The sequence below is a fragment of the Myxococcus sp. CA033 genome (genome assembly GCF_013336625.1).
GTDB classification, from domain to species: domain Bacteria; phylum Myxococcota; class Myxococcia; order Myxococcales; family Myxococcaceae; genus Myxococcus; species Myxococcus llanfairpwllgwyngyllgogerychwyrndrobwllllantysiliogogogochensis.
Genome location: NZ_JABUMU010000026.1, coordinates 145059 through 166635, shown reverse-complemented (window position 1 = coordinate 166635; position 21577 = coordinate 145059). Strand labels below are relative to the sequence as shown.

Annotated in this window: 21 protein-coding genes; 7 read left to right on the top strand and 14 right to left on the bottom strand. The window is 66.5% G+C overall.

The features are described 5' to 3' along the window. The 3 genes from HUA78_RS38560 to HUA78_RS38550 form a co-directional block, all read right to left on the bottom strand. Positions 1–1801: condensation domain-containing protein (locus HUA78_RS38560; protein ID WP_174478473.1), on the bottom strand; the 1801-nt coding region annotated here is incomplete at its 3' end. 807 nt (positions 1802–2608) lie between these two features. Continuing rightward, positions 2609–3514 carry a LysR family transcriptional regulator gene (locus HUA78_RS38555; protein ID WP_174478472.1) on the bottom strand — a complete coding sequence of 302 codons (906 nt, stop codon included), beginning with the start codon at positions 3512–3514 and terminating at the stop codon, positions 2609–2611. A 215-nt stretch (positions 3515–3729) separates the two neighbouring features. Then, positions 3730–3867, bottom strand: coding sequence for a hypothetical protein (locus tag HUA78_RS38550; RefSeq protein WP_174478471.1), 138 nt, complete (start codon positions 3865–3867; stop codon positions 3730–3732). A gap of 111 nt (positions 3868–3978) precedes the next feature. Between HUA78_RS38550 and HUA78_RS38545 the strand changes: the two genes are divergently transcribed. Further along, positions 3979–4875, top strand: coding sequence for a hypothetical protein (locus tag HUA78_RS38545; RefSeq protein WP_174478470.1), 897 nt, complete (start codon positions 3979–3981; stop codon positions 4873–4875). Here the strand turns inward: HUA78_RS38545 and HUA78_RS38540 are convergent. The 4 genes from HUA78_RS38540 to HUA78_RS38525 all read right to left on the bottom strand — a co-directional run bounded on the left by HUA78_RS38540 (position 4863) and on the right by HUA78_RS38525 (position 11339). Continuing rightward, positions 4863–5294: a hypothetical protein gene (locus HUA78_RS38540; protein ID WP_174478469.1), complete on the bottom strand. Its 432-nt coding sequence runs from the start codon at positions 5292–5294 to the stop codon at positions 4863–4865. The genes HUA78_RS38545 and HUA78_RS38540 overlap by 13 nt on opposite strands. A 49-nt stretch (positions 5295–5343) precedes the next feature. Beyond that, positions 5344–7545, bottom strand: coding sequence for a hypothetical protein (locus tag HUA78_RS38535; RefSeq protein WP_174478468.1), 2202 nt, complete (start codon positions 7543–7545; stop codon positions 5344–5346). Between the two features lie 2 nt (positions 7546–7547). Then, positions 7548–10289: a right-handed parallel beta-helix repeat-containing protein gene (locus HUA78_RS38530; protein WP_174478467.1), complete on the bottom strand. Its 2742-nt coding sequence runs from the start codon at positions 10287–10289 to the stop codon at positions 7548–7550. A gap of 135 nt (positions 10290–10424) precedes the next feature. Further along, entirely contained in the window at positions 10425–11339 is a 915-nt protein-coding gene (locus HUA78_RS38525; protein ID WP_174478466.1) for a LysR family transcriptional regulator, read from the bottom strand. A gap of 149 nt (positions 11340–11488) precedes the next feature. Here HUA78_RS38525 and HUA78_RS38520 point away from each other — a divergent pair, with 149 nt between their 5' ends. The 3 genes from HUA78_RS38520 to HUA78_RS38510 all read left to right on the top strand — a co-directional run bounded on the left by HUA78_RS38520 (position 11489) and on the right by HUA78_RS38510 (position 13996). After that, positions 11489–11899, top strand: coding sequence for a RidA family protein (locus tag HUA78_RS38520; protein ID WP_174458770.1), 411 nt, complete (start codon positions 11489–11491; stop codon positions 11897–11899). 152 nt (positions 11900–12051) lie between these two features. Beyond that, the gene (gene lepB, locus HUA78_RS46915; protein WP_174465694.1) at positions 12052–12945 is read left to right on the top strand and encodes a signal peptidase I; all 894 of its coding nucleotides are present in this window, start codon (positions 12052–12054) and stop codon (positions 12943–12945) included. A 253-nt stretch (positions 12946–13198) separates the two neighbouring features. Next, positions 13199–13996, top strand: a complete 798-nt coding sequence (locus tag HUA78_RS38510; protein WP_174478465.1) for an N-acetylmuramoyl-L-alanine amidase — start codon at positions 13199–13201, stop codon at positions 13994–13996. Between the two features lie 69 nt (positions 13997–14065). On the opposite strand, the gene HUA78_RS38505 is transcribed toward HUA78_RS38510, so the two are convergent. The 3 genes from HUA78_RS38505 to HUA78_RS38495 form a co-directional block, all read right to left on the bottom strand. Continuing rightward, complete coding sequence (locus HUA78_RS38505; RefSeq protein WP_174478464.1) at positions 14066–15103, bottom strand: DUF3592 domain-containing protein; 1038 nt, start codon at positions 15101–15103, stop codon at positions 14066–14068. 96 nt (positions 15104–15199) lie between these two features. Then, the gene (locus HUA78_RS38500) at positions 15200–16192 is read right to left on the bottom strand and encodes a hypothetical protein (RefSeq protein WP_174478463.1); all 993 of its coding nucleotides are present in this window, start codon (positions 16190–16192) and stop codon (positions 15200–15202) included. A gap of 279 nt (positions 16193–16471) precedes the next feature. Beyond that, complete coding sequence (locus HUA78_RS38495; protein WP_174458763.1) at positions 16472–16615, bottom strand: hypothetical protein; 144 nt, start codon at positions 16613–16615, stop codon at positions 16472–16474. 62 nt (positions 16616–16677) lie between these two features. Between HUA78_RS38495 and HUA78_RS47865 the strand changes: the two genes are divergently transcribed. From HUA78_RS47865 to HUA78_RS38485, 3 genes are all read left to right on the top strand, one after another. Further along, positions 16678–16926, top strand: a complete 249-nt coding sequence (locus HUA78_RS47865) for an MYXO-CTERM sorting domain-containing protein (protein ID WP_371745762.1) — start codon at positions 16678–16680, stop codon at positions 16924–16926. 62 nt (positions 16927–16988) lie between these two features. Next, on the top strand, positions 16989–17351 hold the full coding sequence (locus HUA78_RS38490; RefSeq protein ID WP_174458762.1) for a cytochrome c oxidase assembly factor Coa1 family protein: 363 nt from the start codon (positions 16989–16991) through the stop codon (positions 17349–17351). A gap of 8 nt (positions 17352–17359) precedes the next feature. Beyond that, positions 17360–18244 (top strand): hypothetical protein, encoded by an 885-nt coding sequence (locus HUA78_RS38485; protein WP_174478462.1) that lies wholly within the window; start codon positions 17360–17362, stop codon positions 18242–18244. Between the two features lie 349 nt (positions 18245–18593). Here HUA78_RS38485 and HUA78_RS38480 read toward each other — a convergent pair whose 3' ends face one another. The 4 genes from HUA78_RS38480 to HUA78_RS38465 all read right to left on the bottom strand — a co-directional run bounded on the left by HUA78_RS38480 (position 18594) and on the right by HUA78_RS38465 (position 21437). Then, the gene (locus HUA78_RS38480; RefSeq protein WP_174478461.1) at positions 18594–19412 is read right to left on the bottom strand and encodes an alpha/beta fold hydrolase; all 819 of its coding nucleotides are present in this window, start codon (positions 19410–19412) and stop codon (positions 18594–18596) included. A gap of 74 nt (positions 19413–19486) precedes the next feature. Then, the gene (locus tag HUA78_RS38475) at positions 19487–20380 is read right to left on the bottom strand and encodes an RNA polymerase subunit sigma-70 (protein WP_217442759.1); all 894 of its coding nucleotides are present in this window, start codon (positions 20378–20380) and stop codon (positions 19487–19489) included. 145 nt (positions 20381–20525) lie between these two features. Next, a complete protein-coding gene (locus HUA78_RS38470) occupies positions 20526–20798 on the bottom strand; it encodes an FG-GAP repeat protein (protein WP_174478459.1) in 273 nt (90 codons plus the stop codon). Between the two features lie 87 nt (positions 20799–20885). After that, entirely contained in the window at positions 20886–21437 is a 552-nt protein-coding gene (locus HUA78_RS38465; RefSeq protein WP_217442758.1) for a hypothetical protein, read from the bottom strand. Positions 21438–21577: the final 140 nt, after the last annotated feature.

Genomic DNA, 21577 nt, shown 5'->3' with positions numbered 1-21577 from the left:
GGCGCTCGCGGGGATACGCGGGGTCCAGGGGAACGTAGGCGGCGCCGGACTTGAGGACGGCGAGCAGCGCGACGACGAGGTCGAGCGAGCGCTCCAGGCAGACGCCGACGAGAGAACCCGGGCGAGCGCCAAGGGAGCGCAGGTGCCACGCCAGTTGGTTGGAGCGTGAGTCGAGCTGCGCGTATGAAAGAGCAGAGTCCTCGAAGCGCAGTGCCTCCGCGTCGGGAGTGCGGCGAGCCTGGGCCTCGATGAGTGAGTGCAGGCACACGTCGCGCGGGAAGTCGTCCTGCTGGCCCTGAAAGTCGGAGAGCAGTTGGAGCTGCTCCTCCTGGGTGAGCAGGGGCAGCTCGGACAGCCGCGTGTCCGGGTTCTCCGCCACCGCGCCGAGCAGCGAGTAGAAGTGCCCGCGCATCCGCTGGATGGTCGCGACGTCGAACAGGTCGGTGTTGTATTCGAGCCAGCCGAAGATTTCGTCCGGTCGGTCCTCGCGCAGCTCCAGGAGCAGGTCGAACTTGGCCGAGCCCGGGTCCACCAGCAGATAGGTGGACTGCAACCCCGGCATCGACAGGTCCTGGCGCGGGGTGTTCTGGAAGCTGAACATCACCTGGAACAACGGGTGACGGCTCAAGTCACGCGGGGGCTGCAGCTCCTCCACCAGCTTCTCGAAGGGCAGCTCCTGGTGTGCGTACGCGGCCATGCACACCTCCTTCGCGCGGCGCAGCAGCTCGCGGAAGGTGGGGTTGCCGCCCAGGTCATTGCGCAGCACCAGCGTGTTGACGAAGAAGCCGATCAGCGTCTCCAGCTCCGGCACGTTGCGACCCGCGATGGGCGAGCCGACGGTGATGTCGGTCTGTCGCGAGTGCCGGTGCATCAACGTCTGGAACGTGGCCAAGAGCGTCATGAAGAGGGTGGCCCCCTCCTGCTGGCTGATCTCCTTGAGGGCGCGCGTCAGGGCCACCGGCAGGGTGACGAACTGGCGGGAGCCGCGGTAGGTCTGCTCGGGCGGGCGGGGCCTGTCGGTGGGCAGCTCCAGCGGCGCGGGCAGTGTGCGCAGGTGCTGCTTCCAGAACTCCAGCTCCGTGCGCAGCCGTTCGCCTTGCATGCGCTCGCGCTGCCAGACGGCGAAGTCGGAGTACTGGATGGCGGGCTCGGGCAGGTCATGCGACTGGCCGGTGACGCCTGTGGCGTAGAAGGCCATCAGCTCGCGGACGAAGACGCCCAGGGACCAGCGGTCCGTTACCAGGTGGTGCATGGTGACGAGGGCCACGTGGTTGTCGGGGCCCAGCCGCAGCACCTTGCCGCGCAAGAGCGGCCCGCGCGCCAGGTCGAACAGACGCTGGGACTCCTCGCTGGTGCGCCGCTCCACCTCGGCGTCCTGCTCCTCTTTCGACAGGTGCGAGACGTCCTCGACCGGGACGAGCAAGCGCAGCTCCGGCAGCACCACCTGGACGGGGATGCCGTCCTCGCGCGCGGCGAACACGGTGCGCAGCGACTCGTGGCGCCGCACCACCTGGTTCACACAGCGTTCCAGCAGGGCGACATCCAGCGCGCCGGTGAACTGGACGGTGATGTGGACGTTGTAGGCGAAGGCGCGACCGCCCTCGAGCTGGTCCACCACCCACAGTCTCTGCTGCGGGAAGGAAGCGGGTGCGGGCCCGGTGTCCTCCCGGCGCGGGATGGTCCGCTCCACCGCCTTCGTGGTCGCGTCCTGGAGCTGTCCCTTCTTTTCCTTGAGAAGCAGTTCGTACAGAGCGCGCTGCTTGGGGGTGAGCTTCTCGAGGTTCTTGTTCCCACTGCTCATTACAGACTCCGAGCGCCAGCCCTGGGGGGCCAGGTAGCGCGAGCATTTGCCGACCGACAGGCTGTCGGTGCGTCGTCACGGGGATGGAAGGGGCCGGGCAAAATGTATCAAGCCATCGCCAAGGATGGCTGACGCCCTCGCTGCAGCACCCGGTGGTCGAGCCACCAGTGAAACATCAACAGTTGTATTCAAGTATGCGCGGGGCGCGCGGCAATACGAGACACAGTCTGTCTGGCGGGCTGCAGTGAGTGTCGAGGGGGTCGGACATGCTCCATGCAGAATCCCATTGTCCTGGAGATTCTCCAAAATTGGGCACGCACCAGAATCTCAGCATGTGGGATTTTCCAGGCGAGCAAGGGGACGCGGGAATCGCTGGGGCTCCAGGGAGAATTCCCTTCACTGTGCGCCATCCAGAGCACCACCTGCGGTGATGAGGCTGCCGTCGTTGCCAGGTGGGACGCACGCTCAGTGATTCGAACGAGGACGCTTCCTATTGCCAGGAATCCTGCGCTGCACCGGTGCGGGCGGGAGTTTCCGCGAAAAGCTGGCGAGGGTGGCGAACGGGCGCATCTCCACTGGCCCGGACATGGGGGAGGGAGTCGGGCGTTGCCCTCTCATGCGCCCCTATCCAAAGCAGTGTCGTGTTTGCATTTCACTGAAGTTCTGGTGAGTAGACCCAGTGATGCTCTCGCAACTCAAATACAGCAACATGAGCGATACGATGCCCGTCACCTGCCGCGGCGCATCCGGCGCTACGACGAGTGACCGGAGGCCGCGGCAGGTAGTCGGTGGTTTTGCTGGCAATCCTCACACCGTCTTCACCGCGAGCTCCTTGGCCACGTCGATGAAGAGGCGCAGGGGCCCCGAGCGCTGTGCCCTGCTGGGGAAGTAGAGGAAGAACCCGGGCACGGTGGGCGCGTACTCCTCGAGCACGCGCACGAGCCGGCCGGTGCGCAGTTGCTCCTTCACCGCCGGCTCGAAGACGTACGCCAGCCCCAGCCCCTGCTCCACCAGGGCCAGCGTCAGTGCACGGTCATTGGTGAGCACGCCGCCTCGCACCGGTACCCGCCAGTTCCTGCGCCCGCGCTCCAGCTCCCAGGCGTAGAGCCCTCCGCTCGAGGGCATGCGGATGGTGAAGCACTCGTGACGCAGCAGGTCCTCGGGTCGCTGTGGCGTGCCGTGTCGCTCGAGATACGAAGGCGCACCCACCACGACGAAGCGGAAGGCGGGGGAGAGGCGTATCTGCACCATGTCGCGCTCGATGGCCTCGTGCAGCCGCACGCCCGCGTCGTAGCCCTCCGCGACGATGTCCACGAGTCGGTTTTCGGCGACGACCTCCACCTCCACTCGCGGGTGGCGCGCACGGAAGGCCGGCAGCACCGGGGTGATGACGAAGGGCACCGCGATTTCCGGCACCGTCAGCTTCAGCTGCCCCACCGCCTCGCCGGGCTGCGCCGACACCTCCGTGAGGCTCGCGAGCGCCTGGCCGATGCCGGGTCCCGCCCCCTCCAGCAGCCGCCGTCCCGCGTCCGTGAGGGACATGCTGCGGGTGGTGCGGGCGAAGAGCACCACCCGAAGCTGCGCCTCGAGCTGGCGCACGGACTGGCTCACGGCCGCCGGAGAGACGCTGAGCTCGCGCGCCGCCGCGCTGAAGCTCTTCAGGCGTGCCACCACGAGGAAAACCTGAAGCTGTGGGAGGAGCGTCGTCTTCATGAAGAGTGTCCGTGTGAGTCACAGGGGCCACGCGTGGCGCCCCGAGCGGCGGTGTCCGTTCAGCGAAGGCGTCCTGTCAAAGCAGCCCATCTTCAATCGCAGCTTCAGGGCCCATTGCCAAATTCCCTTCGGGCCCACGGATCGAGTGGCTCGCAGGCCCCGCGTCAGGGGCCCGCCGAGAACTTCACGGGGGCTGTGCGCGTCGACCCGCTGTTTCACGCGAAGGCGCCGTCCCGCACCTCGGGCGCGTCGGTCACGTTCGAGCGAGGGGCTCGCTCGGCCTGGCACGCGCATCCCCCGCGGGCCAGGTCCTCCTTGTCACCGAAGTCGTGGGGTGGGTGCAGCACTGGCATGGCGCCTCTTGTGAGCACCGGACTGAATTTTCTGCCCAAGACGTGCGGTGTCCTGCCTGAACGCCGGTGCGCCTCTGTGGCATCGCAAGGGGAGCGATTACCTCAGTCCTGATGCATGGCATCAGCGAAGGAGGAATCGAAATGTCACGAGCGGCGAAGAGGCTTTCGGAAAGAAGATTACCCCTGCTGTCACTGGCCTGCCTGGTCGTCCTGACGCCAGCCCATGCGAGCGCTGGAGCGCCTGAAGGGGAAGAGCAGGAGCCGGAGCAGATTGAGGCATCCCCCGAGATTGTCGCCGAGGTCGAGGCGCTCGACGTCAGTGACGAGGCACTGTCCAAGGATGCGGACCAGTTCATCAAGGACCACCCGCGTCCCAAGGGTTTTGATGCTTCGTCCGCGGATGCACTGGCCAAACGCATCGATTCGGTCGACCCCGACAAGGTGCTCGAGGCGCTCGAAGATCTCCGGAAGGAGGGCGTGACGCCGGAGTCCACTCCGGAGTTCGCGCAACGTTTCGGGAAGAAGCTCGAAGGACTGCCCGAGGCGCCAAAGGAAGCCGCATCAGGCGAATTCGAGACACTGGGGCTCGGGCCCGCGGAAAAGAGGCTCTGCGCTGCCTTTCCGGATTTCTGCGCGAGTTCGTTCGCCCTCGGCAAGGTCGCTGAGCGCAAGGGGAAGGGTTACGGAAAGCTTCACAACGGAAAGGGAGACGCGTTCAAGCATGCCTACTGGATGGGGCTGCTGACGTTCTACCATTCAGAGCTCTGGGCGAAGGCGCTTGGCAATGCGCACGAAATGCGGCCGAAGAATCCGAAGATCGAGAAGCGCATGGACCTGCACAACAACACCGTCGGGCGGGGACACGGCAAGCGCGCGAACATCGTCACCAGCATCGACGATGGGGTGGACCGCGGCTTCAAGCGTGGAGACCTTCTGCGCATCTCCTGTGGTGGAAAAGGTCGCACCCGTCTCGTCGCCACCGACCGGCGCGGCGACTATTGCGACTGACCGCTTGAGGAGGCGAAGTCCTCGACCCACCCCATCGCCTGCCCTGCACCGAGCAGAGGAGGGCGGTACTCGACCTGGTAGGGCTCGTAGAACCGCTCTGGGTGAGGATGCGCTCCTTCAGGCGCTGGCGTCCCCGTGAAGTCCCAATGAGCACCGACGTGTAGAACGAAGAGGGCCTGCCACCGCTCCTCCTCCCTGAGCTGCTCCGAAGTCAGTTGGTACAGCACCCACCGCCGCATCTCGTCGGGCGCGGCGATGAGCTCTGGCTCCGCGACGACATAGAAGCATCGCTCGCCGCGGTACTCGGCCATTCCCTCGAGGGGGCCATCCCAGTAGTCGGAGACCCAGAGAAGCTTCACCTCCTCCGAGCGGAGGTGGGGAAGCTTCGTCAGGTCGAGTTCTCGAGGATGCTCCGTCATGCGCCGTGACTCAGGACCGTAGCAGCCTCACGTCTGGAGCGGGTGGCGCTCAGCCGTCGTTCGGATTTTCGGGCGGCTGGTCGGTGGGCATCTCGCCCAGCATCGGGAAGAAGCTCCCGTCCCGGTCCGCACAGAACGGATACGGCACCACGGAGTGTTTTGAGAGGTTGAGTCGCTTGTTCGTCCTGTCCTCGCAGTCCGCGAGTTCCTCGTAACCGGACTCCTTGAACATGGCATCGCCGAGCGCCTTGTACTTCTTGTGCAATGCCTTCGTGTACTCTTCCCCTTGCTTGTCGCCCTTCTCCATCTCGGCGATGTTGTCGGGTTTGATCTCCAGGACCTGGCATTGGTGGATGCAGTCAATCCGACACCCGCGGCCCTTGTAACGCGGGTTCGGATTGTCGCAGTACGTGGCCTCGATGGAGATCTCCGAACCCTCCGAACAGCTCGAGGCCTGGCGGCGCTTGTGCTCTTCCTGTCCGTATCGGATGTGCGCCCGGACCTTCGGGCTGTTCGAGCCGAGCAACTGGCCCTCCTTGATGTTCTCGATGCTCTTCATCCTCGAGATGAGCGCATTCTGGAGCTTCGGTGCGGACTTGACCTTCTTCTCCGCGACGAGGACCTCGACGGCCTTCAACATGCGGTCATATCGCCCGGTGATTGAACCCCACTGGCTGTTGAGCGTCGACGCATAGCTGTCCGAAATCTCCTTCACCTTCTGCTCCCAGTCGTACTCCTTGCAGAAGGCGTCGCGGATTGCATCGGCGTCCTGCTTCGCGGTCTTCCGGAACGCGAGGACATCACGCTCCCATTCCAGGAAGTCCTTTCGGAGTGCGCGGTAGTTCTCCGCGATGCCCCCCGCGTAGCGCTTGAGCTCCTGATCCGCGCGCGCGACGTCGGGGTTCTTCTCTCCGAGGACGAGGTTCTTGCACGGGTCCTTCTCGTAGATCTCCGAGCGCCGGGTATTCCAGTAGGCAAGTATCTTGTCGGCGGAGGCATCGAGGTTGCTCTTGATGCTCGACCAGTTCCCCTCGGTGAAGGAGAAGGCCTTGGCGGCCACCGCGCGGCGCTCCATCGCCTCTTTCTGGCGGTCGGTCTCCGCCTTCTTGCCCGTCCACGTCCGTTCAAGTGAGTCGGACATCTCCTTGAGCTTCACGACCCCTTGCGCGTGGTTGTCCTTGTTGCCGACCTGCTCACGAATCGTCTCCTGGAGCCGGACCTCGTCCGCGCGGCAGGCTCGGACGTCTCCTTCGAGGAAGTACTGCTCGGACTTCAGCCTGCGAATCGACTCGATGGCTTCCTTCAGCGACCTGGTGTGCGCCGGCCAGCGCTCCACGAGCTGGCGGGCCTCTGAGTCCTCGCCCTGGATGTCCTTCAGGTTGCCCAGGAAGCCGAGCACGTCATCCACGGCGCGAAGCGCTTCGGAGATTTCCGAGGACGCATCGCCGCTGCGAGAGTCCAGGTCCCTGACCTTCGAGGCGATGGTCTGCAGCCGCTCATCGAGCTGCTTGCGTATCACCGTGCGGACCTGCCCGAAGTTGCCGAGCTTCGACATCGCGTCCTTCGCCGCGTCGAACTCCTTGCCCTTCGCGAGCTCGACGCACTTCGACTTCGTCTCGTCCATCCGCCGATTCCAGCGGCTCCCGATATCGTTGACGCCTTCGTGGAGTTTGCTCTTCACGTCCGACCAGCGGTTGTGGGACTCGGAGAAACTCTGGGCGGAACTCCGCCAGCGGTCCAACTCGTTGTGGACCTCCTGGTGCTTCCGGTATTCGTCGCTGTAGGAGCGGCCAATCTTCTCGGCCTCATCTGGAATCTTGACGATCCCCGTCGGGTCTTTCTTGTCGACGAACGTCTGGATGAAGGACTTCAGGTTCCTTTCGGCCTCGTTGCAGCGCTCGGCGAGGCGGGACTCGTCCGCCTTCACCTGCGCGTCCTTCATCCGCTTCAGGGACTGCGCCGACTCCCGGAACTTCTGAATGAAGTCCAGGTAGGAGTTCGCCATCGCCTTGGCCGGGTCATTCGGCGGATTCAGCGACCTGAGTCGCTCCACGTCATTCCTGACGTTGCCCAGGGTGTCGAGCGCGGCGTCGATGTCGCTGGAACTCGAGTCGGAGCCGATGCCGTCGAGCTTGTCCTTGATGCGGCTGAGGTTGTCTTCAACGGCGCGCACCTTGTCGTCGATTTCATCCGCCCCGGCGGGCAGGGCGACAAGCAGCACGAGCATCCCCGCGGTCAGTGTCTTCTTCATGGTCATCCCCCGGTCTCCAGCTTCCTGGGCCGCGCGCCCTTCACCTGGGCGTTCTTCGGAAACAGCTGCGCGGCCGCCTTCCAGTCAAACGCCTTGCCCAGCCCGGCCTTCGCCGGCTCCGCGCCGATTGACGGCGGTGAGACCTGCTCCCACTCCTCGGCGGTGAAGCGATTGGTCTGCTTCGAGGTTCGAGCGAACCAGCTCGCGTAGATCGCGGGGTCCAGGTCGAATCCTCCGTCGGCGACGATGTTGCCTGCCTGCTTCTTGAAGGGGAGGTCCGCCAGCAGGTGCATGGACTTCTCGTCCACCGTGGGCGGTGGTGTCCCCTGCGTGGAGCGGAACGCGGCCCAGTTGCGGAAGAACGCGTTGTCCGTCAGGACCACCTCGCCCGGATTGGCGCTGGAGCGCACCGCGAAGTTGTCGATGTACTGGAACACATTCCCGTCCAGCACCGCGGGCGCGTTGCCTCCCAGCGCGACCCCGGTGCCCGTGGAGCTGGAGCCGTCATGGGGGCGGTTGCGGTTCCAGATGAACAGGAAGGTGTTGTCGCGAATCCTCGCGGGCCGCGTGCCGAAGCCTCCGGTGACGCGGATGCCGTCGGAGACCATGTTCACCACGATGTTGTTCTCGAACGTCACCGCGTTGCTCATCCGGACCGCGGCGCCCGCGCCGTTGACGAAGGTGCAGTTGCGAATCACCGTCTCCGGCGAGGACACCCAGACGTGCTCGCTGTCGGGAGAGAGGTTGACGTCCAGGAAGCCGTCCGGGTCATACCGGTTGAGCGTGCGGCGATCCAAGACGAAGCCATCCACGATGAGCCCGGTGTGGTCGCCATTGCCCTCCAGCAGGTACCCCTGCGGAGACGTCTTCGAGTCGGACGGCCAGTGGAGGAGGGTGGGGGTATTCCAGGGGTCCCTGCGCTGGAAGTCCCGGTCCCATCCTCCGAGCAGCGTGAGGTATTGCTTACCGTCCACCACCCACTTGCCGCTCTTCAGCTTGCCGCCGTACTCGCCCTGCGAGACCAGGATGCGGTCTCCGCGCTGGGCCTGCTCCAACGCCTGGAAGGGGTCCTTGAAGGGCCGCTCGCGCGAGCCATCGCCCTCGGTCGCGCCGGCACGCACGAACCAGTCCCGTCCCTTCGGGCGGGCGGCCATGGCGATCTCCTTCTCGTAGGGCTCGACCGAGTCGATGACGAGGGCGTACCGAGGATTGCCCTCGCGGGCTCTCGCGGTGCCTCGCACGACGAAGAGGTCCCTGGGCGGGCCCGAGCCGTAGTTGGGGATGGCGTCGATGACGCGCTCGGCGGCGGTTCCCTTCCTGAAGAGTCCCGTGGCCCGCGCCTCGTTCTTCTCGTCGACCAGGAAGACGGCCTTGTGGGTCTCCCGCGAGGTGCCCACCGGGCCGTTGTCCGGGTTCGCCACGCCCTGGCTTCCGACGATGACCTCCACGTCCTTGCCGTCGTGGCCCTTCGGGTTCGCCTGGATGCTGGTGAGACTCACCCGTGTGTAGACCTTGGCCGGCGCCGCCGAGGAGGCCGTGGAGAAGGTCAGCTTGAGTCCCTTCGCGCGAGCTCCCTGCGTGAGTGAGGCATTGCCTGGAGTGACGAGCTGGGGGACGGCCCCCGGCGGATAGGCGGGCGCGAAGAGGGTGAGGGGCTCGCCCGTGGCGGGGAAGCCCGCGCCGGTGCGTGTCTCCTCCCAGGCCATCGCGTCGAACTTCTTCCCGCGCCCCTCGCGGCGGGTGAACCGCTCGTACCAGGCCTGCTCGAAGGGGAGCTTCGGGTCCACGGCGACGTTGCCGCCCGCCCGCGCGAAGCCCACGTCCTCGGCGTCCGCGATGTCGGAGTCATCGAGCGAGGACTTCTTGCCCTCGAAGTAGAAGGCGGCGTTCGAGAAGAGGTTCCTCCAGAACGCGTTGCCCTGGAGCGTCACCTTGGAGGGCACCGTCACCTGGGCGCCGTGGTTGTCGGAGTGGACGACGAGGTTGTTCTCCAGGAGCGCCTTGTTCGTCACGTCGATGCCGGCGCCATCGGTGCCGCCCTCGGCGATGGCCTTGGTGGCCCAGATGAACGCGACGGTGTTGTTCCGGATGGTGACGGGCGGGTCCTGGTCTCCGCCGCCCTTGGAGATGATGGCGGCGGAGATGGAGTTGACGATGACGTTGTTCTCCACCACGGCTCCGGGCGACGTGCGCACGGCGTGGAGGGAATTGACAATCATGCAGTTGCGCAGGACGCCGCCCCTGGCCAGGTCCACGGCGCCGTTGCGGTGGAGGGCGCTCGCGTCGAAGTTGCCGCCCTCGCCGACGTAGTCATAGGTGTCCTGCATGTCGATGAAGAAGCCATCGATGGTCGAGCCCGCCGTGTCTCGCTGGGCGCTGGTGCTGACTCGGGCGAGCGAAACATCCGGACGGTTTGGCGAGCCCTTGCGCCAGGTGAGCTCGGTGAGGTTCTTCCATGGGTTGCGCTCCTGGAAGGCCGCGTCATAGCCGCCGAGCAACCGGACTCCTGGGAAGACGAGCTCCCAGTTTCCACGCTCCAGCTTGCCGTAATACCGCCCCGCGGCGACGTGGACCGCGTCGTTCGCCTCCAGGCGCTCCAGCGCCATCCAGGGGTCGGCGAAGGGCCTTTCCCGCGAGCCATCACCTCCCGTGGAACCCGCGCGGACGAACCAGTCGCGCGCCTGGGCGGGAGCTGCGAGGCAGACGGCGGCCAGGATGAGCATCCAGCTCATGACACGGTGCATGAAGAACTCCTCGGGGAGAGTCAGCGAGAGGCGCGACTCGACCGGCCCGTCTTCACACACTTCACGCTGCCGTCATTTCCAGCACCGCGACAATGGCGTGCACAAAGGTGACATCAGCCAGGAATAAGCCCTGGCTCAGGGGCGCTGGCGAGACTTCGCGCTCCATTGCGCGACCATCAGGTCGATGAAGCGTCGCACCTTCGCTGGCAGGTATCGTTTGCTCGGGTAGATGGCCATGATGGGGACGACCTCCGTCTCGCACGACGGCAGCAGCGCCTTGAGCCGCCCATTCGCCAGGTCTTCGTCGACCAGAAAGTCGGGAAGATAAACGATGCCCTGTCCCGCGACGGCCGCATCCCGGAGCGCCTCGCCGCTGTCGAGACGAAGGCGGCTTCGCCCCTCCACCTTCACCGAGGAGCCGCCCTTCTTGCGCAACTGCCAGTGTTGTCGTCGCGTCCGGCTGCTGAATATCAGGCAATCATGCGTCGCGAGTTCCTCCAGCGTTTCAGGCTCGCCGCGCGCTTCGAGGTATGCAGGCGCGGCACAGAGGACCGCCCGGTGTTGAGCCACGAGCCGTGAAACCAGGCGCGTGTCGGTGCTGGTCGTGTTGATGCGCACGGCCAGGTCGTAACCCTCCTCGATGATATCCGCGACGCGGTCCGTGAAGCTCACCTCTGCCTGCACGTCGGGCCAGGTCCGCAGATAGTCCCGCAGCAAGGGGAGGACATGCCGTCTGCCGAATGCGTCGGGCACGGTGAGCCGCAAAGTCCCTCGGGGGTGGCCCGTGCGCTGACCGACGCTGGCTTCCGCTTCGTCCAGGGCCGCCAGGACTTGCAGGCAATGCTCATGGAAGACACGGCCATCGTCGGTGAGACTCACGTGGCGCGTCGTGCGATTGAGCAGCCGCACCCCAAGGCGGGCTTCCAGCCGGGCCAGGGCCTTGCCAGCCGTCGAGCGTGTCAGTCCGACGGCCCGGCCTCCGCCCACGAAGCTGCCCGCGTCCACGACGGACATGAAGACGAAAATCTCATCCAACTGGGCGCGTTTCATGGAGGGCCCTCATTGTAGCCCCCAGCGTCGCTGGAGAGGCGAACGCCATTCGTCAATGGCCTCGGTATACGAGTCCGGCAATCACCTCTTCACGCCGGGGCGGCGACGTCCCCGAAACGCTTCCCGGCACAGCCCACTGGAGCGCACTCATGCCCGTCACCCTGCTCAACCCCGAAGGACTCCCGAAGACAGACGCGTATGGATACCGACAGGTGGCGATTGCCACCGGCACCCGGCAGGTGCACGTCGCGGGGCAGGTCGCGTACGACTCGAATGGCCAGCTCGTCGCACGCGGTGACCTGGCGGGACAGGTGGCGCGGTCCTACCGCAACGTCGCCATCGCGCTCGCGGCCGCTGGGGCGACGTTCCGTGACGTCGTCCGACTGACGTTCTACGTGGTCGACTGGAAGCCCGAGATGATGCCCGCCTTCCTCGCCGGCATCGAGCAGGTCGCCGCCGAGTTGCAGATTTCGCCAGCGCCGGCCTCTCTCATCGGAGTCTCCGTGCTCTTCGAGCCGGGCGTCCTCGTCGAGATTGAAGCCACCGCGGTCGTGGGCTGACCCACGTCGTAACCGAGCGTCCATTCGACAGCGGAGGAGTGGGGCCAGGACGGTTGTGCAGGGCCGCTCTCTTCGCGGATGCTCCGGCGATGACGGTCGAAGCCGAATCAGCCATGCCCCCGCCCCGGCCTCTCTCATTCCGGCGCAGGGCCGTGGCGACCCTCCTCGCGCTGTTCAATCCCGGTGTGGGCCATGCACTCATGGGACGGTGGCTCCGCGGAGCGCTGTGGGTGGGCGCCATCGTGGTGCTCAGCGCGAGCCTGCCGTTCGTGGGCTTCGTCGGCGTCGTGGTGATGCTGGCGCTGTACGTGGCGGCCGTCGTGGATGTGGCGCGTGTGGCTCCACCCGCCGTGGGCGTGCCCTCGCGCTGGCGTGCGCTGCTGATAGTGGTGGGAATCTGGCTCGCGAGCAGCGTGGTGCTGAATGAGATTCGCGCCAGCGTCACGACGTCCTGGCGCATGCCGTCCGGGGGAATGCATCCCTCCCTCCTGCAGGGAGAAGTGCTCATTGCGGACGCCACGGTCGCGCCTCCGCTGAGGCGTCGCCCTCTGCTGCGCGGTGAGGTGTTGGTGTTCGACCCCCCGCACACTTCAGAAGGACCTTTTCTGCAGCGCATCGTCGCATTGGGCGGTGACACCGTGCGGATGGAAGCTGGCAGGCTGTGGCTGAACGGCCAGCCCGTCTCGCGCCGGCTCACCGAGGACGCGTGCATCGCAACCGACCCGCCGCGGCAGGCGCCCGGATGCGCGGTGTACGAGGAGTTGTTGGGAGAACTCAACTACCTCATCCAGGTCGGCGGGGAAGGAGCGTCCCTCCCGACGGAAGAGGGACGATGCCCAGCCCACCTCGAACTCGAGGGCACGAGCTGCAAGGTCCCCGAGGGGCACCTCTTCGTCCTGGGAGACAATCGCGACAACAGCTTCGACTCGCGTTACTTCGGCGCCGTGCCGGAAGCCAACATCCGCGGTGTGGGCTCCTACATCTTCTTCTCGTGGGCACCCGAAGGCAGGGCTCGGTGGGACCGGCTCGGCCAATGGCTCCGGTGAGCATTCAGGGTGCTGTGGAACTCCACGAGAACGCCGGGCGGGGTTCGCATCACGTGGCGGATGACGCCGTGCAGGCTCCAGACAACAGCTTCGGCTCCAGTTGCAGGCTGCGGCCTACAACGCGGGCGGCGGGGCTTCGTCCTTTCGCATGGTTGGAGGTGGCCTGCGCCTTGCTCTGTGGACCAGGCAAGTGCTCGCAGAGGAGCAGGCTCACGGTTGCTCCCGTTCCATCCCCACACCCCAGGATTTCCCCATGCTTGGTCCCCTGAAGCGCATCGTCGACAACAGCATCGTCCGCTACTTGAAGGACGAGCCGAGTCCTCGGCCCACGCCCACTCCACGGCCCGCACCCTCGCCGGGCCCCGTGGACAGCTTCGAACCTGTTCCAGCGCCAAGGACAACTCCCTGCCCGCACCCGGGCCCGGCGCCGTCGAACGCCAGTCCCGGTGGGCCGAACTGCCCGGACCCGGCGCCCCTGACGCCTCCGTCCACCGACCCGAAAAACCCGACGCCGAAGATGCAAGTCCGTCCGGCCAGATCGGACCGCTACGACGAGTCCCGCAACGGAACGGACATCGACACCATCGTCCTTCACCACACCGCCGACAAGTCCGACAAGAGCAGCCTGGAGACGCTCACCGGCGAGGGGGGCGGTCTTGCCGGTGAAGTCCTTCGGAAGATCAAGGAGAAGAAGAACGGCGGCAAGGTCAGCGCCCACTACGTGATTGGAAAGGATGGGACCATCTATCATCTCGTCGCCGACGAGAAGCGTGCCTGGCACGCCGGTGGGGGGGCTGTGCACGGTGACAAGTCGAAGGACGTCAACGACCGCTCCATCGGCATCGAAATCGTCAACGACGGCGACGGCAAGGATGGCTACACCGAAGAGCAATACAAGGCGCTCGAGCAGCTCGTGCCCTATCTCTCCAAGCGCTACGACGTCCCCACCAAGAACGTCGTGGGCCACAAGGAGACCAACCCCGACAAGAAGGACCCCTCGGAGAACTTCGACTTCGGGCGTATCACCCGCGCCACCGAGAAGGTGCGGTAAGGGGCACACGGGACTCCAGGCCTGCCCCCTGCCCGGAGCCCGTGTCGTGCGACAACGATGGGCCGTGAGTCAGGCGGAGCGCAGCTCTTCCGGGGCGCCCTCGCCAACCTCGAGGTGCGTTCGCAGCCAGTGTGCCAGCGCGTCTGCCTCCTCCTGGTCGGGGAAGCTGGCGATGGCTTCCTGGCGCGCCTCGCCGTCGGCGGTGGAGAGCTGGAGAGTGAGCTGATAGCTGCTCACCCGCTCCTTCTTGGGCATGTGAAGCTGGGGTTCGACGCGGAGAGACCGCACATCGCGCCACCGGACGTCGAGCCGGTGTTTGCGTTCGGAGAAGGGCGGCAGGGAGAGGCTTCGCGCCTGGGTGTGGAGGCGCACGTCATGGTGCCCTGACTTCAGCCGTTCGCGCGCCCACCGCCCGGCGAGTACACCGCAGGCGATGATGACCCCCCAGGTCCCCACGCCCACGGGCAGCGGGGCGGTGAATCCCCCCATGAATCCCCCGAGCGCGAAGCACGCCTGGGAGGCGCCCACCAGGGCCAGGGAGACCCGGATGGCCGGCCGCGGCCCATCGAGCGTCACGCACTCGCTGCCGTCCTCCCGGATGAAGGTGGACAAGCGGAACGGCTCTTCTTTCTTCGGGGTCCACCTCACCACGACCCACAGCCAGAACATCACCAGGTTGAAAGGCATCGCGCCCATGAGCGTGAACAGCCCCCAGCTATCCATGCCCGCCTGCAACACCGCCTCCGAGGGCTGACCAGGCCGGTAGTACACGGGGACGCTGGCCCCGAGGGGGTAGCGCGCGAGCTGCTCCTCCTCGTACCTGTGTATCCCCGAGCTCCCCGCGTTGAAGCTGTGCTTGTCGCCCTCGTAGGGCTGCCCGTCGACGGAGTAGGTGTAGGCCAGCTTCACCTCGCGCCTGGAGCCCTTGCTCGTGTGCACCATCATCACCTCGCTCCGGGTGATGGTGCCCTGCACGGAGGGCCAGCTCGCCACCTGTGCCTGGCGGACCATGGCGGAGAGGGCGAAGAAGTCCAGGCCCCCAATGAGGACCGTCACCGGCAACACGACCACGATCATCAGGAGGGGCGAGCCCACGCGAACAGACATGGCCCCAGCCTATAGGGATACTCTGGAATGAACGAAAGGACGTCCGCTACGGGGCCCCCCTCCCGCAGGGGCCTGCGCGACGGACGCCGGGGCCTCTCAAGGAGCGCGTTCGAAGACGGCCACCGCCTGGTCGTAGTCGACCGTCACGCGAAAGAACCTCAGCGCATTGCCTCCCAAGGCTCCTTCGACGGGCTTGTCCATGAACTGCGACATGAACTCACGGAAGTTCGGGTCGGGCCGGGTGGTGAACCAGACAGGGCCGACCTCATGACCCGCCACCTCGATGCGGGGAACCTCGATGAGCGTTGAGCCTGGAAGGTAGGTGTCTCCATCCTCGATGACCCGCCAGTCCGGGTGACGCTGGTGCCAGCGCTCGAAGGTGGAGCGAGTGATGAAGTTCGTCGCCCGGGTCGCCGGCCGCTCATCCGCGAGCACCTTCCTGGCGGACTCCGTGAGAGACAGCATCGCGCCCGTGTCGAAGAGCAGGTCGAGCGTCTCTCCGTCCACCCGAACCTGGATGCGAGGAAAGTTCGCCTGCCGCTTTCCCGTCGCATCCGTAGGAAACCCCAGCGCCACCCGGTGCGCGGGAGCAACCTCCGGAACGTCTCTCGCCGCGCGCAGCCACAGCTTTCCGCCGGGGTAGTCGAAGGTCCAGACCCGTCCGGCGAACCAGCCCTGACCGAGCAATCCATCCCCGAGTTCAGACAGGACCCTCTCCATTGCCGCTACGGGGAGCTGTCCCTCGGTGCCTTCGGGCATTGGCATCCAGGCTTCATTTCGGAAGTCAGGCATCCGTACCCAGTCCTCGGAATCCTCACTTCCTGCCGCTCTGGCAATCCGTTGCAGGCCCAGTCGCGTCACGGCATCCGCCAGGATGAAGAGGCCTCCCCCCGTGTCCGTGTAGAACGTCAACGTCTGCCCTTCGCGCGTCACGGGCTGCACGAAGAATCGGTCCTCGCTGAACTTCACCGGCAGCGCGAGCGGTCGGCCGGGCACCGGTGCGGGAGTCTTGAGCGCGTCACTGGGGCTCGGCGTGGTGGCGCAGGACACCAACATTCCGAAGAGCATCAACAAGAGTCGCTGCGGCATGCGTGCGGTTCCTTTCAGGGTGTTTCCATCCTGCGACATTCACCACGGACTCCGGCGCGTGAACCACCGGGTCGAGCAGGCCGCTGCGCAGCACCGTGCAACGCCTTGCGCAGACGACGCCCGCGGGACGCAATATCAGGCAGACACCGTCGTGGCCCAGGTGGTGCAAGCTGGCGTCCACGACTCAACAGGGAGCACCTGCTCCTCTCGATGCTTTCCGGGCCCGGCGGAAGCACTCATCCCCCACCTCACGACCGCCATGCCTTCCACTTTCCCTCGTCACGCATCCAGGGGAGCCCTGCGCCTCTGTCTGGGTGTCGCGCTCCTCGCCTGGATGGGCTGTCGCTCACGACCTCCCGCCGAGTCCGTCGCCGCGCCCACGAGCACGGCGGTCAGCGCGCCCTTCGACGTGGCCTCCGTCATGAGGCAGGTCCACTTCGCCTACCGCCCCGAGGGCGAGCAGTGGAGCGGGGGCCATTCGACCTATGAGGTCCGGGCCTCCACGAACGGAATGTCGCGGTGGCGTCCAATGGCGTGGACTCTGGAGTTCCTCCAGGAGGGGCGCGTCGCCGCCTCCCGTCGACCCTGGAACCGGGAATGAGAGGCCAGGGACGTCCGGATGTGGCTGTGAGGCGCATCCAGGGGCGGGCGCCTCGGCGCCGTTTGCCTTCGCGCTCGTGCTCCTCCTCGGACGGCTTGCGCGCCGGGGTTCCCGTTCGTTTCTATCGGTATAGGCAGCGCACGCTTAGAGTGCTCCCCGTCACGTCGTCAGGCCCAGACGGGCCGGGAGCCAGGAATGTCGCCGACGCTGAAGTGGGTGCTTGGAGCGCTGGTGGGACTTCCGTTGATGTGCTGCGGCTGCGGCGGCATGTGGTTCCGGGGTCAGTTTCCCCATGAGGAGGCACTCGCGCGGGTCGTGAACCATCAGCAGGTCATCCAGACACTCGGCGCGCCCGTGAGTGGCAGCTTCTTCTTCTCGGGCACGACCCAGGCTCGTGACGATAACGCAGTCGCCGAAATGCAGATTGCTCTCTCGGGAAGCAAGCAGGACGGCGTGCTGCATGTGAAGGCGGTTCAGACAAGCCAGGTCTGGGGATTCAGCCGCCTTCGAGTGATGGCGCAGGACGGCAAGGTCATCAACGTCGTCGCCGAGTTCTGAACAGGCCCATGATTCGGCTCGATGAACTCGGTGAAGTGACGACGTTCGCGGAAGTCGCCAGGCGGTTTGCCGGAGCGGATTGGCTCACCTCGTTCCTGGAGACCGAGGAGTTCAACGACCCGGAGACCAATGGCATCGTCGTGCCGCGCATCGTCAATGCCAGCGTGCGTTGCGAGGACACCATCAAGAGCGGGCGCGGCCCATGGGCCGTCGTCATCGATGGAGACCTCGAGACGAGTGGTGACCTCGTGTGCAGGACCAACGACTACCTGTCGAGCGCGCTGGTCGTGACTGGCGACGTGCGAGCGAGAAACGTGCGCTTCGCCGCGAGCGCACGCGTCGAGATAAAGGGCGACCTGATTGTCGGCGGCGGGCTCGGCATCGTGAGTGGAGCGTGGGGCGACGGCGGCGCGGTATTGGTGGCGCGCTCGTGTGAAGCCGCACTCGTGTTGCTGGATGGCACCACGTGCGTCGACGCGGACCGGTGCCGACGCACGGTGGTGTGTGGGGCGCGCGGTTGGACCGAGTTCACCCCCGACATCCACGACCACGCGACGTTCGATGAAGTGTTCGAGCCCACCGTGTTCGATGCGGACGGCTCTGTCGACTATGACCGCGTGATGTCCCTCGCGAACGCAGGGCACTCCGCGCTGAAGCCCGAGGTCGAGGACCGGCTGCGTCAGGGCAAGGGCCTGGCACCACGCGCGGCGCTCACGTGGCTGGCGAGTGATTCGCGCAGCCAGGCGCTCATGGCGCTCGGCGATGACGCGTCGATGGCGGTGCTCGTCGAGCTGTTGGCGGAGCGCGGCCACTCGGTATCCATTGAGAGCCTTACGCGCTCGGTGCGAGCCATGCGTGGAGTTCGTCTCGGTGGACCGGCCCCAGGCACTTGAACCAGGGCCTGACGCCGCCCTCCTGGCGCAGGCATCCTGGCGCTCCCGATTCGTTCCTCTTCAATCAACAGGCCCGGGAGCTCACCACCGTTGGCGCGCTGTCCCAGACATCCATCACCCTGAGCAACGACCCCCAGGTCGACCGTCCAAACCGCACTTTCAAGAAGATATACGTCACCAATAACTAACGCCCTCCGGTCAACCGCGGAAGGAATGCAGCGGCGTCTGTCGCACTTCAGAGGGCTTCTTGCCGGACGTGGGAAGGGCTGTGGACAGGCATTGACGCGCGTATCACGCAGTGACCGGATTGGGGGCGCCTGACGCGGAAGGTCCGGCTTCGCGCGGCAGGTCAGGGCCCGAGGAAGGGCTCGACGGTTGTAATCATCGCGGGGGACTCGAACAGGTCGTAGTGCGTGTGGCCGGGCAGGATGGCGAGGCTCGACTTGGGGCGACCGCTGCCGTCGAGGCCACCGTCGCGCTGGCCTCCGCCGAGCAGCTCGTAGAACCGCGCGATGTACGAGGGCGGCATGGAGTCCGCGTCCGCGAACACGAGGAGCACGGGCATGGCGAGCTTCGACACCTCCACGGACCAGTCGTAGGGACGGCGCTGGAGCTCGCCGGTCTTGTCGATGAGGCGCGCGAAGCCCGTCGCATCGGGCGCGATGGCGGCGTAGGTCTGGTACACCGGCGCGGGCTTCATCATGTCGGCGAGCGCGCCCGTCAGGTGCTGGAACGCCGTGGCCACCTCCGGGTACCAGCCGGTACTGCTGAACGGCGAACTCACCACGACGAGCTTGCGCACCCGCGACGGATGTTGGACGGCGAGGCGCAGGCCGACGCCCCCGCCGAGCGAGTAGCCCAGTACATCTGCTTGCGGCACGCGCAGCTCGTCGAGCAGGGCCGCGAGGTCGTCCGCCAACTGCTCGTAGCGCAGGGGTCGGTCGATGTCGGCGGTCCTGCCGTGGCCCTGGAGGTCGACCGAGATGACCTGGCGTCCCTGCGCGAGGCGCGTCGCGACCGGCGCGTCCATCAGGGTGTTGTGGAGTCCTCCGTGCAGCAACACGAGCGGCAGGGCTCCGTCAGCGGGGACGCCGCGCACCTCGTAATAGAGGCGCAGGCCATTCACCTGGGCATGGCCGGTCTTCGTCGGGAGGGTGGGGGTCGTCATGGAGGAAGCGCCTCGGGAGGAGGGAGTGGAGGAGCAGGAGCTGGCGAGGAGGGACAGCGCGACAAGGAGCGTTCTCACGCGAGCACCTCCGGCAGACCGAAGGCGGCCATCAGCCTGGGTTCGAACGTCGTAATCTCGTGGATGCGGCCGTCGCGTACATGCAGCACGTCGAGCTTGAAGGCGCGGAACGAGGGGTCTCCCGGTCGCCGCAGGTAGCTCATGGCCGCGGGCATGCGGTTGGCCCACGCCGGCACCAGTCGCCACTCGCCCATGGCATTCGCTCGCTCCATGAGCGGGAGCACCTGGTCCACGCCCTCGAAACACGCGGGCAGTGGGGGCATGGTCACCCGCACGTCGCGCGTGAGCAGCGCGATGGACGCCTTGCAGTCGCCGCTCTGGTGCGCCGAGATGAACGCCTCCAGCAGCGCGCGCTCGTCGGCGCTCACCGCGTCGCCGCGCGCGGGGGGCTCGTGGCGGGAGAGCGTGGCGCGGGCACGCTGGAGGCTGCTGTTGACCGCCGCGACCGAGGTCTCCAGCAGGGAGGCCGTCTCGGCCGCGGACCCGTCCAGGAGCTCGCACAACACGAAGGCCGCCCGCTGCCTCGGCGGCAGTCGCTGGATGACGGCCAGGTAGCCCAGGGCGATGGACTCGCGCGTGACGGCCTCCTCTTCAAGCAGGACGTCCGGGTAGGGCTGCAGCCAGGGAATCTCGGCGAACGAGCGCGCGGAGGCCGCCTGCCGCGAAGAGCTTCGCAGGTGGTCGAGGCAGGCGTTCGTGGCGATGCGGTACAGCCAGCGCCGCATCCCGGCTTCACCGCCGCTCGCGTCGAACGCATCGCGCGCATTCCACGCGCGCAGCAGCGTTTCCTGCACCAGGTCGTCGGCCTCCGCGAATGAGCCGACCATGCGGTAGCAGTGGAGATGCAGCGCGCGGCGGTGCGGTCGCACGAGCGCGTCGAAGGCGGTCATCGGGGGCGGGGAGGGTGTGGTCTCTATCATCCACACCCAAACGACGCGGAGGGACCGGAATCATCGGTCGACCGATGATTCCTCCCCGGCCCCAGTGAAAACGCGGGCTTGGCGCGGCATCGATGCAGGCCCGCGAGGGGGCGGCTCAGAGCTTGAAGAGGTAGACGGCTCCACTGTCCTCGCTGCTGTTGTCCGCCTGGTTGCCGTTGATGCCTTTCGCCTTGCTGTCCTCGTAGGGGGCACCCACACCCAGCAGGTGGCCGTCCGCCGAGAGCGCCAGGCGCAGGCCAAAGTTGTCGTTGACCCCCGTGTTGGAGGCTTTGACGTAGGCCTGCTGCTCCCACGCGGTGTCACTTCGGGTTCGGTGTCTCGTGCGTCGTGAGTCAGGCGGAGCGCAGCGCTTCCGGCGCGGTCTCATCCACCTCGAGGTGTATTCGCAGCCAGCGCGCCAGTGCGTCGGCCTGCTCCTCGCGCCCGGTGGTCCCGAGCACCTGCGTCGGGGTCGTCAGAACCGGCCCGACAGGCCGAGCATGCTTCCCTTCGCGTCGAGGGCGAGCACCGGCAGGATGCTCACCTCGGCGGCGGGGGCCGAAGGCGCCATGTTCGAGGCGTGGGACACCTCGTAGCCGATGAGTGAGCCGGCCATGGCGAATGCCGGGAAGAGTAGCGGCGCGATATCCTCGTGCTTCTTCGGAACCAGCGCCGAGGCCAGCAGCCCAAGGCCGCCCCCGGTTCCAGCCCCCAGCAATACGCCCCCGAAGGTCCCTCGGCCCCGGGTGGCCCGCCCACCCAACCAGACGCCCAGCGGAGCACCTATCGCGGCCCCCACGAGAAACCCACGCCCTGCTCCCTCGAGGTTCACGAAGTCGAAGCGGGACGGTGGATCCTCCCGCAAGCTCGTCGCGCCGATGAGCATTCCGGGGATCGCCGCCGCCATCGAGGTCGCGGCCATCAGTCCGAACTCAGCCGCGATGCGCCCCACATACCGTCCACCACTCTCCTCCCGAGGCGCGTCCACCAGCGGGGCCGGGCTGAGAGGCTGTGGGCTTGACGCCATCTCACCGGGCGACGCTTCGGCTTCCGATGCACGGCCGACTCCTGGCGCGAGGAGGACCCATCCGAGCGCCACGAACGACGACCAGGTCGACAGATGCCTGAGGGTATTCATGCCCGGTCGCCCAGCAAGAAGCTGGCCCT

What these genes read in the sequence shown, in the direction of transcription:
- HUA78_RS38490 (WP_174458762.1), top strand. Translation starts at nt 16,989, where the DNA reads ATGTCGCCGACGCTGAAGTGGGTGCTTGGAGCGCTGGTGGGACTTCCG.
- HUA78_RS38520 (WP_174458770.1), top strand. Translation starts at nt 11,489, where the DNA reads ATGCCCGTCACCCTGCTCAACCCCGAAGGACTCCCGAAGACAGACGCG.
- HUA78_RS38485 (WP_174478462.1), top strand. Translation starts at nt 17,360, where the DNA reads ATGATTCGGCTCGATGAACTCGGTGAAGTGACGACGTTCGCGGAAGTC.
- HUA78_RS38540 (WP_174478469.1), bottom strand. Translation starts at nt 5,294, where the DNA reads ATGACGGAGCATCCTCGAGAACTCGACCTGACGAAGCTTCCCCACCTC.
- HUA78_RS38525 (WP_174478466.1), bottom strand. Translation starts at nt 11,339, where the DNA reads ATGAAACGCGCCCAGTTGGATGAGATTTTCGTCTTCATGTCCGTCGTG.
- HUA78_RS38545 (WP_174478470.1), top strand. Translation starts at nt 3,979, where the DNA reads ATGCATGGCATCAGCGAAGGAGGAATCGAAATGTCACGAGCGGCGAAG.
- HUA78_RS38465 (WP_217442758.1), bottom strand. Translation starts at nt 21,437, where the DNA reads ATGGCGTCAAGCCCACAGCCTCTCAGCCCGGCCCCGCTGGTGGACGCG.
- HUA78_RS38555 (WP_174478472.1), bottom strand. Translation starts at nt 3,514, where the DNA reads ATGAAGACGACGCTCCTCCCACAGCTTCAGGTTTTCCTCGTGGTGGCA.
- HUA78_RS38475 (WP_217442759.1), bottom strand. Translation starts at nt 20,380, where the DNA reads ATGACCGCCTTCGACGCGCTCGTGCGACCGCACCGCCGCGCGCTGCAT.
- HUA78_RS38480 (WP_174478461.1), bottom strand. Translation starts at nt 19,412, where the DNA reads ATGACGACCCCCACCCTCCCGACGAAGACCGGCCATGCCCAGGTGAAT.
- HUA78_RS38550 (WP_174478471.1), bottom strand. Translation starts at nt 3,867, where the DNA reads ATGCCAGTGCTGCACCCACCCCACGACTTCGGTGACAAGGAGGACCTG.
- HUA78_RS38470 (WP_174478459.1), bottom strand. Translation starts at nt 20,798, where the DNA reads ATGAGACCGCGCCGGAAGCGCTGCGCTCCGCCTGACTCACGACGCACG.
- HUA78_RS47865 (WP_371745762.1), top strand. Translation starts at nt 16,678, where the DNA reads ATGAGGTCCGGGCCTCCACGAACGGAATGTCGCGGTGGCGTCCAATGG.
- HUA78_RS38505 (WP_174478464.1), bottom strand. Translation starts at nt 15,103, where the DNA reads ATGTCTGTTCGCGTGGGCTCGCCCCTCCTGATGATCGTGGTCGTGTTG.
- HUA78_RS38500 (WP_174478463.1), bottom strand. Translation starts at nt 16,192, where the DNA reads ATGCCGCAGCGACTCTTGTTGATGCTCTTCGGAATGTTGGTGTCCTGC.
- HUA78_RS38510 (WP_174478465.1), top strand. Translation starts at nt 13,199, where the DNA reads ATGCTTGGTCCCCTGAAGCGCATCGTCGACAACAGCATCGTCCGCTAC.
- HUA78_RS38530 (WP_174478467.1), bottom strand. Translation starts at nt 10,289, where the DNA reads ATGCACCGTGTCATGAGCTGGATGCTCATCCTGGCCGCCGTCTGCCTC.
- HUA78_RS38495 (WP_174458763.1), bottom strand. Translation starts at nt 16,615, where the DNA reads ATGACGGAGGCCACGTCGAAGGGCGCGCTGACCGCCGTGCTCGTGGGC.
- HUA78_RS38535 (WP_174478468.1), bottom strand. Translation starts at nt 7,545, where the DNA reads ATGAAGAAGACACTGACCGCGGGGATGCTCGTGCTGCTTGTCGCCCTG.